Source organism: Mesorhizobium sp. WSM4815, from assembly GCF_055811575.1.
The window spans coordinates 734,095-751,389 of the sequence record NZ_JBVVQS010000102.1 but is presented as its reverse complement, the minus strand read 5'-3'; the positions used below and the strand labels follow the sequence as shown (position 1 = coordinate 751,389).

At 63.8% G+C, this 17,295-nt stretch carries 11 protein-coding genes; 7 read left to right on the top strand and 4 right to left on the bottom strand.

The genetic code is table 11. From position 1 onward, the window contains the following. Nucleotides 1-8: 8 nt before the first annotated feature. The 3 genes from AC0L2B_RS32295 to AC0L2B_RS32285 form a co-directional block, all read right to left on the bottom strand. Entirely contained in the window at nt 9-1,178 is a 1,170-nt protein-coding gene (locus AC0L2B_RS32295; RefSeq protein ID WP_473748213.1) for an acyl-CoA dehydrogenase family protein, read from the bottom strand. Between the two features lie 56 nt (nt 1,179-1,234). After that, nucleotides 1,235-3,031: an acyl-CoA dehydrogenase gene (locus tag AC0L2B_RS32290; RefSeq protein WP_473748212.1), complete on the bottom strand. Its 1,797-nt coding sequence runs from the start codon at nt 3,029-3,031 to the stop codon at nt 1,235-1,237. Between the two features lie 289 nt (nt 3,032-3,320). Further along, on the bottom strand, nt 3,321-3,782 hold the full coding sequence (locus tag AC0L2B_RS32285; RefSeq protein WP_023802166.1) for a MerR family transcriptional regulator: 462 nt from the start codon (nt 3,780-3,782) through the stop codon (nt 3,321-3,323). Between the two features lie 447 nt (nt 3,783-4,229). Here AC0L2B_RS32285 and AC0L2B_RS32280 point away from each other — a divergent pair, with 447 nt between their 5' ends. From AC0L2B_RS32280 to AC0L2B_RS32265, 4 genes are all read left to right on the top strand, one after another. Then, entirely contained in the window at nt 4,230-8,225 is a 3,996-nt protein-coding gene (locus AC0L2B_RS32280; protein WP_473748211.1) for a peptidoglycan-binding protein, read from the top strand. Nucleotides 8,226-8,414: 189 nt separating this feature from the next. Continuing rightward, nucleotides 8,415-9,338, top strand: a complete 924-nt coding sequence (locus tag AC0L2B_RS32275) for a sulfite exporter TauE/SafE family protein (RefSeq protein WP_091600326.1) — start codon at nt 8,415-8,417, stop codon at nt 9,336-9,338. After that, on the top strand, nt 9,338-10,129 hold the full coding sequence (locus AC0L2B_RS32270) for a TIGR02186 family protein (RefSeq protein ID WP_473510170.1): 792 nt from the start codon (nt 9,338-9,340) through the stop codon (nt 10,127-10,129). The genes AC0L2B_RS32275 and AC0L2B_RS32270 overlap by 1 nt, the downstream gene beginning before the upstream one ends. A gap of 109 nt (nt 10,130-10,238) precedes the next feature. Beyond that, the gene (locus AC0L2B_RS32265) at nt 10,239-11,495 is read left to right on the top strand and encodes an Hsp70 family protein (protein WP_473748210.1); all 1,257 of its coding nucleotides are present in this window, start codon (nt 10,239-10,241) and stop codon (nt 11,493-11,495) included. Nucleotides 11,496-11,501: 6 nt separating this feature from the next. On the opposite strand, the gene AC0L2B_RS32260 is transcribed toward AC0L2B_RS32265, so the two are convergent. Next, nucleotides 11,502-12,404, bottom strand: a complete 903-nt coding sequence (locus AC0L2B_RS32260) for a LysR substrate-binding domain-containing protein (protein ID WP_473748209.1) — start codon at nt 12,402-12,404, stop codon at nt 11,502-11,504. Between the two features lie 279 nt (nt 12,405-12,683). On the opposite strand from AC0L2B_RS32260, the gene AC0L2B_RS32255 reads away from it, so the two are divergent. From AC0L2B_RS32255 to AC0L2B_RS32245, 3 genes are read left to right on the top strand one after another with little or no spacing between them, the layout of a single operon-like run. After that, nucleotides 12,684-15,617 carry a molybdopterin oxidoreductase family protein gene (locus AC0L2B_RS32255; RefSeq protein WP_473748208.1) on the top strand — a complete coding sequence of 978 codons (2,934 nt, stop codon included), beginning with the start codon at nt 12,684-12,686 and terminating at the stop codon, nt 15,615-15,617. Next, entirely contained in the window at nt 15,614-16,348 is a 735-nt protein-coding gene (locus tag AC0L2B_RS32250) for a 4Fe-4S dicluster domain-containing protein (protein ID WP_473748207.1), read from the top strand. The genes AC0L2B_RS32255 and AC0L2B_RS32250 overlap by 4 nt, the downstream gene beginning before the upstream one ends. Before the next feature lie 9 nt (nt 16,349-16,357). After that, nucleotides 16,358-17,293: a dimethyl sulfoxide reductase anchor subunit family protein gene (locus tag AC0L2B_RS32245; RefSeq protein ID WP_473748206.1), complete on the top strand. Its 936-nt coding sequence runs from the start codon at nt 16,358-16,360 to the stop codon at nt 17,291-17,293. Nucleotides 17,294-17,295 lie beyond the last annotated feature (2 nt).

Here is a 17,295-nt window from a genome sequence, read left to right as displayed (position 1 = left end):
AAGGTCTCTCAGAGAGAGCGCCCGATCAGCAATTTCATGATCTCGTTGGTGCCGCCGTAGATGCGCTGGACGCGGGCGTCGCGGAACATGCGGGCGATCGGATACTCATTCATGTAGCCATAGCCGCCATGCAGTTGAAGGCATTCGTCGACGACTTTTCCCTGCAGGTCTGATAGCCAGTATTTGGCCATCGAGGCCGTCACCGGGTCGAGGCCTCCATTGATATGGCGGGCGACGCAGTCATTGTAGAAGACCCGGCCGATGGTCGCCTCGGTCTTCAGTTCGGCCAGCTTGAACTGGGTGTTCTGGAAATCGATAATCGCCTTGCCGAAAGCCTTGCGCTCCTTGACGTAGTCGATGGTCAACGCCAGCGCCCGTTCGACCATGGCGATGGCGCCGGTGCCGATCTGCAGCCGCTCCTGCGGCAATTGCTGCATCAACTGGACGAAGCCCTGGCCTTCCTCGTGGCCGAGCAGATTGGAGGTCGGCACGCGCATATCGTTGAAGAACAGTTCCGACGTGTCGTTGGCCTTGAGCCCGATCTTGTCGAGGTTGCGGCCGCGCTCGAACCCTTCCACCTCGTCGGTCTCGACGACGATCAGCGAAGTGCCCTTGGCGCCCTTCTCCGGGTCGGTCTTGGTGACGATTATGATGAAATGGGCGAGCTGGCCGTTGGTGATGAAGGTTTTTGAGCCGTTGACCTTGTACTGGTTGCCGTCCTTCTCGGCGCGCGTTTTGACGCCTTGCAGGTCGGAACCGGCGCCGGGCTCGGTCATGGCGATGGCGCCGATCAGCTCGCCGGTCGCCAGTTTCGGCAGCCACTTCTTCTTCTGCTCCTCCGAGCCGTAGTGGAGGATGTAAGGGGCGACGATCGAATTGTGCAGGCCGATGCCGAAACCGTCGACGCCGACATGGCCGATCGCCTCGATGATGGCGCTCTCATGCGCGAACGTCCCGCCCGAACCGCCATATTCCTCCGGCATCGAGGCACAGAGCAGACCGGCCGCGCCCGCCTTCAGCCAGCTCTCGCGGTCGACCATCTCGTTCTTCTCGAACTCGTCATAGCGCGGCACGATCTCTTCCGACATGAAGCGGTGCGCCATGTCATAGAGCATGCCGACCTCGTCCGCCGCCCAGGCAGGTTTGGGAAGGCAAAGAATTTCGGCGGGGTTGGTCATGCTGTTTCTCCCTTGCGCCGACGTTCCCCTCCCCTCGAGGGGAGGGAAAATCGAGCTTAGAACGCTTCCGCCGGCAGTGCCATCAATGTATCGGCGCCGCTGGAGATGCAGGCGAGGTGTGCCGACGTTTCCGGCATGATCCGCTCCATGAAGAAGCGCGCCGTCACCAGCTTGCTGTCGTAGAAGGCCGAAGAACCATTGGCGCCATTCGCCAATTTTGCCCCGGCTGCCTTGGCCATCTGTGCCCACATATAGCCCAGCGCCACCAGGCCGAAGAGATGCATGTAGTCGGTCGAGGCGGCGCCGGCGTTATCGGGCTTGGCCATGCCGTTCTGCATCAGCCACATCGTCGCCGCCTGCAGATCGTTGAGGCCCTTCTTCAGCGCCTTGGTAAAGGGCGCCATCTTCTCATCAGTGCGGTTCTCCTCGCAGAACTCGCCGACCTCCCTGAAGAAGGCCTGCACGGCACGGCCGCCATTCAAGGCCAGCTTGCGGCCGACGAGGTCGAGCGCCTGGATGCCGTTGGCGCCCTCGTAGATCATGGCGATGCGGGCATCGCGCACGAACTGGCTCATGCCGTGCTCTTCGATATAGCCGTGCCCGCCGAGCACTTGCTGCGCCATCACCGCGTGGTCGAAACCCTTGTCGGTGAGCACGCCCTTGACCACCGGCGTCATCAGCCCGGTGTAGTCGTCGGCAGCCTGGCGGTCCTTGTCGTCACTGGCACGGTGGGCGATATCGGACTTGATCGCCGTCCACAGTGCCAGTGCGCGACCGGCCTCGTTGAAGGCCTTCATGGTCATCAGGCTGCGGCGGATATCGGGGTGGACGATGATCGGGTCGGCCTTCTTGTCCGGCGCCTTCGGCCCAGACAGCGAGCGTCCCTGCAGGCGATCCTTGGCATAGGACACAGCGTTCTGGTAGGCGACCTCCGACACAGAAAGCCCCTGCAGGCCGACGCCGAGCCTCGCTTCATTCATCATCGTGAACATGGCTTTCAGCCCGCCATTCGTCTCGCCAAGCAGCGTGCCTTGTGCCTCGTCATAATTCATGACGCAGGTCGAATTGCCATGGATGCCCATCTTCTCCTCGATCGAGCCGCAGGAGACGGCGTTCTTCTCGCCAGGATTGCCAGATGCATCGAGCTTGAGCTTCGGCACGATGAACAGCGAAATGCCCTTCACGCCTTCCGGCGCGCCGTCGATGCGGGCCAGCACCAGGTGGACGATGTTGTCCGCCATGTCGTGCTCGCCGGCCGATATGAAGATCTTCTGACCTGAGATCCTGTAGGTGCCGTCGCCATTGGGAACCGCCCTGGTGCGCAGCAGGCCGAGATCGGTGCCGCAATGCGGCTCGGTCAGGTTCATGGTGCCAGTCCAGACGCCTTCGACCAGCTTCGGCAACCAGAGCGCCTTCTGCTCGTCGGTGCCATGGGTAATGATCGCGGCGATGGCGCCCTGCGTCAGGCCGGGGTACATCATCAGCGACATGTTGGCCGAAATCATATATTCGGAAACAGCGGTATGCACCGCGTAAGGCAGACCCTGGCCGCCAAATTCGACGGGTGCGGCCAGCCCCAACCAGCCGCCCTCGCGGTATTGGTTGAAGGCCTCCTTGAAGCCCTTCGGCGTCGTCACCGAACCGTCGCCATGGCGCTCGCAGCCTTCCATGTCGCCGACGCGGTTCAGCGGCTGCATGACATTTTCAGCGAGCTTGGCGCCCTCGGCAAGGATGGCCTCGACCACGTCCGGCGTCGCGTCGGAAAATCCGGGAAGATTGGAATAGCGCTGGTAGCCCAGCACTTCGTTCAGCACAAACAGCGTGTCCTGGACCGGCGCCCTGTAGATCGGCATGCATTTCCTCCACCATGCGGCCTTGGCCCCGAATCCCCCAATGTGAAGTCAGACGGGCATGCGGACCAATGTTCAGGTCGGAATAGCAAAAGTTGACGTTTGCGTAAACGTCAATTTTTTGATGCGACAAATTTTCCCCGGCGCTCGCTCATAGCGTAACGGCGCTGGCCGTAGCCAGTCCGAACAGATTGAAAATCCCGGCGCAGCCGCAAGACAACGGGAAGAGCCGCGCAGCCAGGGCACACGCGGCTCTCTCCCAGAAGGCCGTTCACCGGAAGCCGGCGAAGAATTATCCGGCGACGCTGGCCTGCGGCGCCGAGCGTTCGCTCAGCATCTGACGCACCGCCGCCATCGAGTTGCTCAACTCGTTGATGGCATCGTCGATCAGGGCCCGCTGCTTCTGCAGACGGGCAAGCTGCTTCTCCGACTTGTCGAGCGTCAGTCGCAACTGCTTGGTGTTGGAACCGCTGGGGTCGTAGAGGTCCATCATCTGCTTGACGTCGCGCAGCGAGAACCCGACCTTGCGGCCGAGCAGGATCAGCTTCAGCCGCGCCTTGTCGCGGCGCGTGTAGAGACGGGTCGAGCCGTCGCGCTGCGGATTGAGAAGGCCCTTGTCCTCGTAGAAACGCAGCGTACGCAGCGTTACTCCGTATTTCTTGGCCATCTCGCCGATGCGGACAAGATCCTCGCCGGCTTTATCGGACATGTCATTGGTATTGGCCGCGGCTTCGCCGGGCGAAACAAGTTTCATGGTCACTGGCTTTCCCCATCTGGTGGCGCCGCGGTCCTGGACCGTGCGTCGCCTGAGTCGAAGCGGGGGCGTGCTTCCACTCGTGGTTTCAACAAACAAATCGCAAACGGCACAATCTTGCACCCTTACGTTTACGTCAATTCTATACCGATAGCCGCCTCACGAAGCAAGGGCGTCGTGCGGGAGGACCTTTTTGCCGCATCCGCCAGCGCATGGCCAGGCGCTTCAGGCGCTCGTCAACATCGTTGCAACTTCTTAAGCTTGGTTAACGCGTTGTTTACCACGTTGGGCGAAATGTACGCATGTCGGTTCCCCGTGTTTATCCTGTAGCGAATTTTTCACGGTTTTTCGGAGTCCACCGCAGCAAAACCGCGGCCGCCTTCGTTTCCGGCAGGACTTTGGGAACACTGGTTATAAAGCCAGCAGTGAAACTGAACGGGCGCATCGATGAACAGCAAGCGGTCCTATCTCGATACACTCAACACCGGCCGGCAGCGCAGGCCGTACACCACGCTTGAACAGCTCAACCGTTCCCTGGAAACGCTGGAGCAACGGCTGGAGCGGACGCGCGAGGACTTGAGCGAACGTCCCGATCCGCGCCGGCTGAGCGCGGAGCCGCGCTATGCCAGCGCCCGGCCCTATGAGGATCCGCGCCCCGAGCAGCCGCCGAAAAGCCCAGCGCCGGCTGCCTTCGACCAGAATTACCAGGCGATCGCCCGCGACATCGACCGCGTGCGCGGCCAGGAGGACGGCGTCGCCGTGGTCGGCAAGATCGCCGGCGAATTGCGCGGCCTGCGCGAGGAACTGCGCCACCAGATGACCGCCGGCCTGCAGCGCGAATTCGAAGCGCTGCGCAACGACATCGAGCGGGCTTTCCAGGCAAGCACCCAGACGGGTGGCCTATCGGCGGGAGGCAAAGGCAGCGCCGAACTCGGCGTCGAGTTCGAGCGGCTTTCCGGCGCCATCCAGTCCCTGGCCGAAAAGAGCGACGACAGAAGCGTCAACATGCTCCGGCTCGATCTGGAGCAGGTCAAGGCCGCGCTCGACACATTGGCGCGCGAGGAGAGTGTGCAGGAGGTCGGCCGCCGCTGGGACGAGTTCGACCGCCGCTGGACCGCGTTCGAGGATCGTGTCGATGCCGATCAGCGACAGCGGTCGGACGCACCCGGTCTTTCGATGCTGACCGAACGGCTCGAACAGATCAGCAATGCCGTCAACAATCTGCCAGAATCGCTGTCGCTGCGCTCGCTCGAAGAGAAGGTCCGCACGCTTGCCGGCGCCGTTGAGCATTTCGCCCGCCAGCAGGACAGCCTCGGCAGCAGCACATTGGCGATGATCGACGAGCGGCTGGACGAGATTTCCCGCGCCATCGTCGCCTCGACCGTCGCTGCGCAGGCCAATTCATTCGACCCCGAAGCATTCGAGCGTATCGAGAAGCGGATCGCCTCGCTTGCCGAACAGATCGAGGAAGTGACGCAAGTCCACCCCAGCGGCGAGGTCATCGACCGCCTCAACATGCTGTCGAGCCGGGTCGACGATCTTGCCAACCGGGCCAATTTGCCTGAGCAGGCGATGGAGCGTCTCGACAAGCAGATCGCGCTTATTGCCGACAAGATCGACCGGGCGCCTGCCATGCCGGACGCCGACTATATCTTCCAGGGGCTGGAACAGCGTTTCGACGTGCTGTCCGGCATGATGGAGCGCCGCCAGGGCGACGCGATCGAACAAGGCAACATGCTGTTTCGCGATCTCGAGCGCCGGCTGGATGAAGTTGCCGACAGGCTGGACCAGCGCATGCCGCAGATCGACGGGGCCGGCATCATGGACGCCCTCGACGCCCGCTTCAGCGCGCTGGCCAAGCGCTTGGAGACGCGCGTTCCTGATCACGCAGGTGAAGCGGCGATCCGTGGCCTGGAAAGCCGGCTCGAAGACATTTCAGTCCGGCTGGATTCATCGGCGGCACAAGTCGCCGGCATCGACCCGGCCCTGATCCGCAGCCTGGAAGCGCAGGTCGCGGGCCTGTCGGCGCACCTTTCGAAACCCGGCGCGCCACTGCCGGAATTGGAGGATATCAGCCCTCGTCTCAACGAAATCGAGAAGTCGCTGGCTGGCACCCGCGATTCCATCCTCAGCGCGGCGCGCGAGGCAGCCGAGAGCGCCGTCCGTTCGTTGGCGGGCTCCAGTGCCAACACGGCGGCCGTCTCTGGCCTCGCCCAGGATCTGAAGACGCTCGAAGCACTGACGCGCCGTTCCGACGAGCGCAATTCGAGGACCTTCGAAGCCATCCACGACACGCTGCTCAAGATCGTCGACCGGCTGGGCTCGCTGGAAACCGACGAGCCGGCCGACGCTGTGAGCGAACTTCTGAATACGCAGCCGGCCGAGCCGGACAGCTGGCGCGGCGTGCGATCGTCAAAGATGGCCGTACGTGACGCGCCGTCCATGGACATAGACCAGCCATCGCCGCTGACGGAAGACATGGCCGACCTCGACAGCCATGTCTCTGCCATGATCAGTGATGAACCAGGTTCCCATAGCGAACCGGGCACGCGTAGCGACCTGGGCACGCGTAGCGACCCGGGCACGCGTACGCCGGCCGAAGCCGCCGCGGCCGCGGCCATGGCGGCGCTTGGCTCGGACACGGCGGAAAAAAGCCAGCCGACCGGCGGCCGGAAGTCGATGCTCGGCGGACTGGCGCGCGCCTTCAAGGCCAAGAAGGAGACGATTGTTCCACCGCTTGCCGGCTCCGCGCCTGATGTCGAGATACCGATTGCCGATCTCGACGAGCCGCTGGACCCGAAGGTTGCCAACCGGCCGCTGGAGCCCGGCTCCGGCCCACCTGACCTCAACGCCATCATGAAGCGCGTGCGCGACGAACGCGGCCCGCCCGGCGGGGCCGGCAATGCCGACGCTTCGAAATCCGACTTCATCGCCGCTGCCAGGCGCGCGGCGCAAGCGGCCGCTGCCGAGGCCGACGCTCTCAAGCGGCAATCGACGATGAGGGGGCCGGTAAAAGCGCTCAGGATCGGCGACTTGCTCAAGGCGCGACGCAAGCCGATTCTGATGGCAGCCGCCGCGGTCATGCTGGCGCTCGCCGGCCTGCAATTGGGCAAGGCCTTTGTCTCCGACCCGGTCGAAATAGCCAGCAACGATACGGCGCCGATGGCGGCCGCGCAGCCAGCGGAAACCGCATCGGTCGGTACCGTCAACGAGCCGAAGACGGACACAGAAACTGCAGGGGCTAGCGCACCAGACCACGCTGTCCGACAGGCAGAGCCATCCGAATCGGTAGCCGAGGACGACATGCCGGCGCAGGCCGCCATCGTCACGCCGTCATATGGCGAAAGATCGGCGGATGCCGAAACGCCGATCGACTCAGGGTCCGCGGCCGAGCCTGTTCCTGCGCCAATGGCTTCAACGACGTCGCCCGATCCGGCGGCGGCGAACGTGACAGCGTCGGCACCTGCGGGCCCGACGGCTGCGGACGCCGAACCAATGGCCACCGCGCCGGACGCCACGCCCGCGACCCAGGACATGACCGGCACGGTCACGTCAGCGGTTGCTTCGACGGCGGCGGCCACTGCCAAGATCGACATTCCAGCCGATGCCGGCCCGGCTGCCTTGCGTGACGCAGCGGCCGGCGGCGACGCCAAGGCACTGTTCGAGATCGGCTCGCGCTACGCCGAATCGCGCGGCGTCAAGCAAGACATGGCAGCGGCCGCCAAATGGTACGAGAAATCAGCCGAGCTCGGCTTCGCACCGGCGGAATACCGCATCGGCAACTTCTACGAGAAGGGCACCGGCGTCGCGCGCGACGTCAAGAAGGCGAAGACCTGGTACCAGCTCGCCGCCGCGCAGGGCAACGCCAGCGCCATGCACAACCTCGCCGTGCTCTTCGCCATGGCGGCGGACGGCGTGACCGACAATGAATCGGCCGCGCACTGGTTCCAGGCCGCCGCCGATCTCGGCGTCAAGGACAGCCAGTTCAATCTCGGCATCCTGGCGGCGAAGGGCGTCGGCATGAAGCAGAATCTCGAAGAGTCCTACAAATGGTTCGCGCTCGTCGCCAAGACCGGCGACAAGGATGCGGCGGCAAAGCGCGACGAGATCGCCAAGGCGCTCAGGCCCGAGCAGCTCGAACGCGCACGCGCCGCCACGGAGCTGTGGAAGGCAAAGCCGCTCGATCCCGCGGCCAATTCGGCCGATATTCCCGAATCGTGGCAGGACGGCACGCCGCAGACGACCGCCAGCGTCGACATGAAGAAGGTCGTTCAGAACATCCAGCGCATTCTCAACAAGAACGGCTACGAGGCCGGCAATGACGATGGCGTGATGGGCCAGAAAACCAAGGATGCCATCATGGCTTTCCAGACTGACAACGACCTGAAGCCCACCGGCACGGTCGACGAAAAGCTGGTCAAGGCGCTGCTTGCGCGCAAATAACGTCAGATGCGTCGTTTCCGCGACGCCTTTGCCACACATTTGCCTGTTAACTGATTGAGTTGTTTTTTGTTTCGGCGACGTGGCGAGGTTTGACTTCGCCGCCCGGCCGGCGCAAGAACGGACAGGCTTTTGGCGCGAATGCCCGCCACGGTTGCATTCGCCGACGGGCAAACTGATCGAGACTGACGGGTGGGCATCTATCTCCCGATCGCGGAAATTTCCGTCAACATCTTCGTGCTGCTGGCCATGGGCGCGGCGGTGGGTTTCCTCTCGGGCATGTTCGGAGTGGGCGGCGGCTTCCTGATCACGCCGCTGCTGATCTTCTACAACATACCGCCGGCGATCGCAGTCGCCACCGGCGCCAACCAGGTCATCGCCTCCTCCTTCTCCGGCGCATTGTCGCACGTGAAGCGCGGCACGCTCGACTTCAAGCTCGGCGGTGTGCTTTTGGCCGGCGGCATCGTCGGCTCGACCGGCGGCATCTTCGTCTTTGGCTTCTTGCGCCGGCTCGGCCAGCTCGACCTGTTCATCTCGCTGCTCTACGTCGTGCTGCTCGGCACCGTTGGCGGGCTGATGCTGGTCGAGAGTGTCAATGCGCTGCGCGCCGCGCGCAGCGGCGCGGCACCGGTGCTGAAGAAATCCGGCCAGCACAACTGGATCCACCGCTTGCCGCTGAAGATGCGGTTCAGGGCCTCAAAGCTTTTCGTCAGCGTCATCCCGGTGCTCGGCCTCGGCGCCGGCATCGGTTTCCTGTCGTCGATCATGGGCGTCGGCGGCGGCTTCATCATGGTGCCGGCGCTGATCTATCTCTTGAAAGTGCCGACCAACGTGGTCGTCGGCACCTCGCTGTTCCAGATCATCTTCACCTCGGCCTACACCACGCTGGTCCATGCCACCACCAACCAGACGGTCGACGTCATGCTCGCCTTCTTGTTGATGGCGGGCGGCGTCGCCGGCGCGCAATACGGCGCCAAGGCCGGCCAAAGGCTGCGCGGCGAGCAGCTCAGGGCGCTGCTCGCACTGCTGGTCCTAGCGGTTGCCATCCGGCTCGCCATCGATCTGTTCGTGACGCCGCCCAGCCTCTATTCGCTGTCCGGCGCGGATCCGACCTGATGGCGGGTTTTAGGACGTTCCTGGCCGTTGCCTCGCTGTCGCTGTTCGCCGCCTCGTCACCGGCAAGAACGCAGACGCCGGTTACCGAAAACATCCAGATCGGCCTGTCCACCGACCATGTCTCGATCACCGCCGGCTTTTCCGGCGCCGACCTCACCATCTTCGGCTCATTGGAAAATGCCGACCCGCGTGTCGCGCGCCAGGGGCGCTACGACATCGTCGTCGTGCTTGAGGGTCCGGCCCGGAAGGTCGTCGTGCGCCGCAAGGACCGGGTGCTCGGCATCTGGATCAATCTGGAGTCCGAGACCTTCAAGAATGTGCCGGTGTCCTATTCGGTGGCGACGACGCGGCCGCTGCAGGACGTCACCGACCCCAACAGCTACAAGCAACTGTCGCTCGGCGCCGCCAACATCTATATGCAGCCGGCCGACGCTGGCGACAGTCCGGCGACCATCCAGGAATTCACCGCAGCGCTGCGCGAGCGCAAGACGGCGACCGGCCTCTACAGCGTGAATGTCGGCGGCGTGCAATTCCTGTCGCAGAACCTGTTCCGCGCCACCGTCAGGCTCGCCCCCAATGTTCCGGTCGGCACCCACAAGGCTCGTGCGTTCCTGTTCAAGAGCGGCCTGTTCATCAAGGAAAGCTCCGCCCAGCTCGAAATCCGCAAATCCGGTTTCGAACAGTCGATCTTCCGCGTCGCCCACGATTATTCTTTCCTGTATGGCGTCTTCGCGGTGTCGTTGGCCATGCTGACAGGCTGGCTCGGAAGGCTCGTCTTCCGGAAGGATTAAACTCTCTTCAAAAGGCGGTTCCCCTTTTTACGCTCGTGGGTTAGACCGCGACCCCGGCCCGGCCGAACACCGGCTGTCGCTCCCCAAATAAAAAATACAGGACTTTGCGATGCGACCAGCATTCGGCGGTATCGACTTCGGCACTTCGAATTCCACCGTCGGCGTGATCAGGGACGGGCAGCCGCAACTGGTGGCGCTGGAAGACGGCGAGGTGACGCTGCCCAGCGCGGTGTTCTTCAATTTCGAGGACAACCGCACCTACTTCGGGCGCCGCGCCATCGCCAACTATACCGACAGCATCGAAGGTCGCCTAATGCGCTCGCTGAAGAGCGTACTCGGCGGTACGCTGGTCCATGAAAAGACGCGCATCAAAACCCGATCGATCGCCTTCACCGAGATCATCGGCCTGTTCGTCGGCCACCTCAGGGAAAGGCTGGAAGAGGATGCGGACGATACGGTTGAAAGCGTGGTGCTCGGTCGTCCCGTGCAGTTCGTCGACGACGATGCCGAGGCCGATGCCAAGGCCGAAGGTGAACTCGAAAACGCGGCCCGCAGCCAGGGCTTCAAGCATATCGCCTTCCAGTTCGAGCCGATCGCGGCGGCGCTCGACTACGAGCAGACGGTGACGGGCGAAGAGCTGGCGCTGATCGTCGACATGGGCGGCGGCACGTCCGATTTCTCGATCGTGCGGGTCTCGCCGCAGCGCGCCCGCTCCCTCGATCGCAAGGACGACATCCTGGCCAGCCGAGGCATCCACATCGGCGGCACCGACTTCGACCGGCTGTTGAGCATCGCCCATGTGATGCCGCAACTCGGCTACCTCTCGCCGACCAAGGACGGCAAGCGCAACTTGCCGGCCAGCTACTTCATCGACCTGGCGACATGGCAGCGCATCAATCTGGTCTACACCGCCCGCGCGATGACGCATCTGCGCCAAATCCGCTACGAGGCGGAACGCGCCGACCTGGTCGACCGCTTCATCGACATCGTCGAGCATCGTTACGGGCACGCGCTGGCCGCTTTGGTCGAGAGGGCCAAGATCGAGCTGACGGAGCAACCGTCCGCCGAGGTGATGGTCGCGCTGACGGGAGCGAAGTTTGCGACCGAAATTACGCGCGCCGGGATCGACGACACGATCGCCAGGGACATCGAACGGGTGGCTGCGACGGTTGGCGAGACGATCCGCGACGCGCAGGTGAAACCGTCCGACATCACCGCGGTGTTCCTGACCGGCGGATCGACCGCCATCCCGCTGGCAAGGCAGCAGATAGTGGCCCTGGTGCCGCAGGCGTCGGTCATCGAAGGTGATATGTTCGGCTCGGTCGGGCTTGGGCTGGCGCTCGATGCGCAGCGGAAATTCGGCTGACCCGGCTTACCCGCGGACGGTCTCGCCGGCCCTCGCGCCCAGATGCGCCTTGAGCGCCATCTGGGCCAGACTTGCCTGCCGGTCACGATGCGTGATCATGGCGAAATCGCGCTTTGGGAGATCGATCGGCACGGCTCGCAGGCTGCCCTCGGCGATCGCGCGTTCGACAACGAGCTCCGAAATGATGGTGGCGCCGGCGCCGGCCTCGACCGCCTGACGGACCGCCTCGTTGCTCGGCAGCACCAGGAATATCCGCAGGTCCGCGAACGAGATCCCTTCGCGGCGGGCAAGATCTTCCAGCACCTCGCGCGTGCCCGATCCGCCTTCCCTGATGATCCAGCGGAGTTCCCTGATATCGGGATGCCCGCGCGAGACTTCGGCGATCTCGGGATGCGAATGTGCCACGACCAGCATCAGGCGATCCACATCGACCTTGGCGCGCCGCAATATGTCCGATTCAGTGCGCCCCTCGACCAGGCCAAAATCAGCCGTACCGTCGAGTACGGTGGTCTCAACCTGCCTGGTGTTGCCGATGGTCACGCTCAGCCTGACGGCGGGATAGGCCTCGTGGAAGGAGGCCAGCCGGCGCGGCAGCCAGTAGCTGGCGATGGTCTGGCTGGCGGCGATGGAAAGGCTGCCGGTGATCGTCTGCGAGACGTGCTCCAGCACGTCGTGGGCGGCAGCCGCCCGTTCGAGCACGGCCTTGGCCTCGGGCAGAAACCTGCGCCCGGTCTGCGCCAGTTCGATGTTGCGACCGACCCGGTTGAACAGCTGGACGCCATGCTGCTGTTCGAGCGAGCGGATGGCGGCCGAGGCGGCCGACTGGGAAATGCCCAGCAGTTCGGCCGCCTTGGTCATGTGCGCCCGTTCGGCGACGGCAACGAATATCCGCAGTTGGTCCAGGGTCATGCGGAGAATTAAGAAACAAGTTCGATTGGAATTACAAGAGCAACTTGTTAGACAGATCGATTGCTTTGTTCTAATTTTCCCGGAGGAGTTGGAAAAAAATCGCGGCCAAACTGCAACGGGTAGAAAAGTGATCGGGCGGTTCAAATCCTTGTTTGCCCATTGGACCCGCGGTCTGCGGCGTCGGCTTGCCGACGACCGTTATCATCCGGAAGAACACTACATGCGCGGCCCCGGGCCGAAGACGAGAGCCAAATTCGTAGACCGCAAAAGCCCCGAATCATGAACCACGGACCGCTGCGCGGCGCCAATTCCGCACCGTCCCAACGGTCGCTTGCCGACACCCGCGCGCCCGACGAGGGCGACGGCGTCGATACCTCACCTGACGTCTCCGACAGCATTGCCAAGACCACCTGCTACATGTGCGCCTGCCGCTGCGGCATCGACGTCCACATCAAGGACGGCAAGGTCCGCTACATCAACGGCAACAAGGACCATCCGGTCAATCGCGGCGTGCTGTGCGGCAAAGGCAGCGCCGGCATCATGCAGCACTACAGCCCGGCCCGGCTGAAGAAACCGTTGCTGCGCAGCGGTCCGCGCGGCTCGGGAGAATTTCGCGAGATCGAGTGGGAGGAGGCCTTCTCGATCGCGACGGAACGGCTTTCGAAAATCCGCCGCACCGATCCGAAGAAACTCGCCTTCTTCACCGGCCGGGACCAGTCGCAATCGTTGACCGGCTGGTGGGCGAGCCAGTTCGGCACGCCGAATTTCGCCGCCCATGGCGGCTTCTGCTCGGTCAACATGGCGGCCGGCGGGCTCTATACGATCGGCGGCTCGTTCTGGGAGTTCGGCGAACCCGACTGGGACAACACCAAATACTTCATGCTGTTCGGCGTCGCCGAGGACCATGATTCCAACCCGATCAAGATCGGTCTCGGCAAGCTCAAGGCGCGCGGCGCCAAGGTGGTCTCGATCAATCCATGCCGCACCGGCTACAACGCCATTGCCGATGACTGGATCGGCATCCGGCCCGGCACCGACGGCCTGTTCGTGTTTGCTCTCATCCATGAACTGCTGAAGGCCGGCCGCGTCGATCTCGATTATTTGCTGCGCTACACCAACGCCCATGTCCTCGTCATCCAGGAGCCGGGTGCAGCAGATGACGGGCTGTTCGCACGCGACAGCGGCGGCAATCCGCTGGCCTGGGACAGGCTGGCCAAAGTCTCCGTCAGCGCCACCGATACCGACGCAAAGCCGGCGCTGACCGGCAACTTCCAGGTCGATGGCCGCCGCTGCGTACCGGTCTTCCAGCTTATCGCAGACCGCTACCTGCACGAGAGTTATTCTCCCGATGCGGTCGCCGAACGCTGCGGCGTTACCGCCGACACCATCCGCCGCATCGCCGCCGAACTGGCGCATGTCGCCTTCGAGCAGGCGATCGAACTGCCGGTGGCGTGGACCGACTGGGCCGGCCGCCGACACGAGACGATCAAGGGCCGGCCGGTGTCGATGCACGCGATGCGCGGCATCTCGGCCCATTCGAACGGTTTTCACACCTGCCGCGCCATCCACCTGCTCCAAGTACTCCTGGGTACGGTGGACGTGCCCGGCGGGTTTCGCTTCAAGCCGCCTTATCCGCGGTCGGCGCCGCCGGGGCCGAAGCCGGCGGGCAAGGACGTCAGGCCGATGACGCCGCTCGAAGGCATGCCGCTCGGTTTCGTCTGCGGCCCGGACGATCTGCTGGTCGATGACGTCGGCACGCCGATCCGCATCGATAAGGCCTATTCCTGGGATGCGCCGCTGGCAGCACACGGGCTCATGCACACGGTCATCCGCAACGCCTGGGCCGGCGATCCCTACAGGATCGATATGCTGTTCATGTACATGTCCAACATGGCCTGGAACTCGTCGATGAATACCGTCGAGACGATGGCGATGCTGACCGATATGGATGCGTCAGGCGAGTACAGGATCCCGTTCATCATCTATTCCGACGCCTATTATTCCGAGACCGTGCCGTTCGCCGATCTCGTGCTTCCCGACACGACCTATCTCGAGCGTCATGACTGCATCAGCCTGCTCGACCGGCCGATCAGCCACGCCGATGGACCGGGTGACGCCATCCGCCATCCGGTTGTCGAGCCGGACCGCGACGTGCGGGCGTTCCAGACGGTGCTGATCGATCTCGGCGCGCGGCTCGGCCTGCCCGGCTTCGTCGCCGACGACGGCTCGGCCAAATACCGCGACTATGCCGATTACATCGTCAATCATGAGCGCACGCCAGGCATCGGCCCGCTCGCCGGCTGGCGCGGCAAGGACGGGATTTTGATCGGCAGGGGCGATGCCAATCCCGACCAGCTTCAGCGCTACATCGACAATGGCGGCTTCTGGCACCACGATTTTGCCGACGACCAGCGCTACTACAAGATGGCCAACCGATCCTACCTCGAGTTTGCCGAGACCATGGGTTTCATCCCGAAGGCCGAGCCGATCGTGTTCCAGCTCTATTCCGAGCCGATGCAGCGGTTTCGCCTCGCCGCGCGCGGCCATGGCAGGGTGCTGCCGCCGGAGGCGGAGCGCAGCCGCATCGAAACCTATATGGACCCGTTGCCGTTCTGGTACACGCCCTTCGAGGAGGCGGTTGTCGACGTTGAGAAATACCCTCTGCATGCGCTGACGCAGCGGCCGATGCACATGTATCATTCCTGGGGCTCGCAGAACGCCTGGCTCAGGCAGATCACCAGCCAGAACCGGCTGTTCGTGCACAGCCAAACCGCCGCCGGCCTCGGGCTTGCCGATGACGACTGGGTTTGGATCGAGAGCATCAACGGCAGGGTCAAGGGACAGATCAAGCTGGTCGACGGGGTCAACGCCGACACGGTGTGGACCTGGAACGCGATCGGCAAGCGGCGCGGCAGCTGGGGCCTGAAGGACGACGCGGCCGAATCCAACCGCGGCTTCCTGCTCAACCACATCATCGGCGACCAGATCTCTGCCGATGCGAACGGCAAGCGCTACTCGAATTCCGATCCGGTCACCGGCCAGGCGGCATGGTTCGACCTGCGCGTCCGCATTGTCAAATGCGCGGCTGAAGAAGCCGGCTTCACCGAGCCGCAGTTCGAGCGCTTCCGGCAGCCACCGCATTTCAAACCCTCGCCCGACAAGCTCAGTTTTGGCGCCGAGTTTCGCCGGGCAAGAGAAGCTTCCAGACCATGACCTGCCTTCCCGCCCATACCGACAAGAAGCTCGGCCTGGTCATCGACCTCGACACCTGCGTCGGTTGCCAGGCCTGCGTTACCGCCTGCAAGGAATGGAACACCGGCGGCCACATGGCGCCGCTGACCGACATCGATCCCTATGGCGGCGATGCCGATGGGGTCTGGTTCAACCGCGTGCACAGCTATGAGCACATGACGGAGATGGGTGGGCGCACGGTCAATTTCCCACGCTCCTGCCTGCATTGCGAGACACCGGCCTGCGTCACCGTCTGCCCGACCGGCGCCTCGTACAAACGGGCCTCGGACGGCATCGTGCTGGTCGACGAAGACAAGTGCATCGGCTGCAAATTGTGCAGCTGGGCCTGCCCTTATGGCGCGCGTGAGTTCGACACCGATGTCGGCGTGATGAAGAAGTGCACGCTGTGCGTCGACCGCATCTACAACGACAATCTGGCGGAAGAAGACCGCGTGCCGGCCTGCGTCGCCGCCTGTCCGACCAGCGCGCGGCACTTTGGCGATCTCGGCGACCCGGCATCGGCGATCTCGCAACTGGTGGCCGAACGCGGCGGCGTCGACCTGATGCCCGAACTCGGCTATCACCCGACCAACAAATATTTGCCGCCGCGCGCCCACACGCCGCGCGCTGCATCGGTGCCGGCGCCGAGGCTCGAACCGGTGCGGGCCGAAGGCGGTTTCCTCGGCTGGGTCGACAGCATGCTTTCGCATTGATCAGCATCCATGCATCCAGCCTTCTCCGTCGTCTTCTTCACCACTGCCACGGGCGCCGGTTACGGCCTGCTCGCGCTGCTCGGCGTGCTGGCCGGACAAGGATTTGTCCCGCCTGACTTCTGGCTCGGCCTCGTCGGCATGGGGCTGGCTCTCGGCCTGATCTCGGCCGGCCTGTTGTCGTCGGCCGACCATCTCGGCCGACCAGAACGCGCATGGAGAGCATTTTCGCAATGGCGCAGCTCATGGCTGTCGCGCGAAGGCGTTGCCTCGGTCGCGACCTTCGTGCCGGCGGGATTGTTCGCCGTCGGCTGGCTGTTCCTCGGCCGCACAAACGGCTGGGTGGCCGTCGCCGGGCTGCTGGCTGCGGTCGGCGCGGTCGCCACCGTCTGCACCACCGGCATGATCTATGCCTCGCTGAAGCCGATCGCCCAGTGGCACAGCCGCTTCACTTTGCCCGGCTACCTGATCTTTTCGGCGATGAGCGGCAGTGTGCTTCTCAACGCGCTGCTGCAGGGCTTCGCCCTCGGCTCGACTATCGTTCTGACAGGTTGCGTGCTGCTGACCTTGCTCGGCTGGGGCTGGAAGCTGGCAAATTGGCGCTACAATGACAGGCTGGAAATCCCGACCAACGCCAACACCGCGACCGGACTTGCCGGCGGTACGGTGCGGTCGCTGGAATGGCCGCACACCGAAGAAAACTACCTGCTCAAGGAGATGGGCTTTCGCATCGCCCGCAAGCACAAGGCGCGGCTGCGCCAGATCACGCAAGTGCTGGCCTTCGCTCTGCCCGTCTTGCTGCTGATTGCCGCATTCGCCTTGCCATGGCCCTATGCGGCGGTGCCGTCGGCACTCGCCACATCAGCCCAATTCGCCGGCATGCTGGTCGAACGCTGGCTGTTCTTCGCCGAAGCGAAACACACCGTCACCCTCTACTACGGCCGGTAGAG

Bases quoted from the DNA above. Each gene is read 5' to 3' on its own strand.
- AC0L2B_RS32295 (WP_473748213.1), bottom strand. From the start codon at position 1,178: ATGACCAACCCCGCCGAAATTCTTTGCCTTCCCAAACCTGCCTGGGCG.
- AC0L2B_RS32290 (WP_473748212.1), bottom strand. From the start codon at position 3,031: ATGCCGATCTACAGGGCGCCGGTCCAGGACACGCTGTTTGTGCTGAAC.
- AC0L2B_RS32285 (WP_023802166.1), bottom strand. From the start codon at position 3,782: ATGAAACTTGTTTCGCCCGGCGAAGCCGCGGCCAATACCAATGACATG.
- AC0L2B_RS32280 (WP_473748211.1), top strand. From the start codon at position 4,230: ATGAACAGCAAGCGGTCCTATCTCGATACACTCAACACCGGCCGGCAG.
- AC0L2B_RS32270 (WP_473510170.1), top strand. From the start codon at position 9,338: ATGGCGGGTTTTAGGACGTTCCTGGCCGTTGCCTCGCTGTCGCTGTTC.
- AC0L2B_RS32265 (WP_473748210.1), top strand. From the start codon at position 10,239: ATGCGACCAGCATTCGGCGGTATCGACTTCGGCACTTCGAATTCCACC.
- AC0L2B_RS32260 (WP_473748209.1), bottom strand. From the start codon at position 12,404: ATGACCCTGGACCAACTGCGGATATTCGTTGCCGTCGCCGAACGGGCG.
- AC0L2B_RS32255 (WP_473748208.1), top strand. From the start codon at position 12,684: ATGAACCACGGACCGCTGCGCGGCGCCAATTCCGCACCGTCCCAACGG.
- AC0L2B_RS32250 (WP_473748207.1), top strand. From the start codon at position 15,614: ATGACCTGCCTTCCCGCCCATACCGACAAGAAGCTCGGCCTGGTCATC.
- AC0L2B_RS32245 (WP_473748206.1), top strand. From the start codon at position 16,358: ATGCATCCAGCCTTCTCCGTCGTCTTCTTCACCACTGCCACGGGCGCC.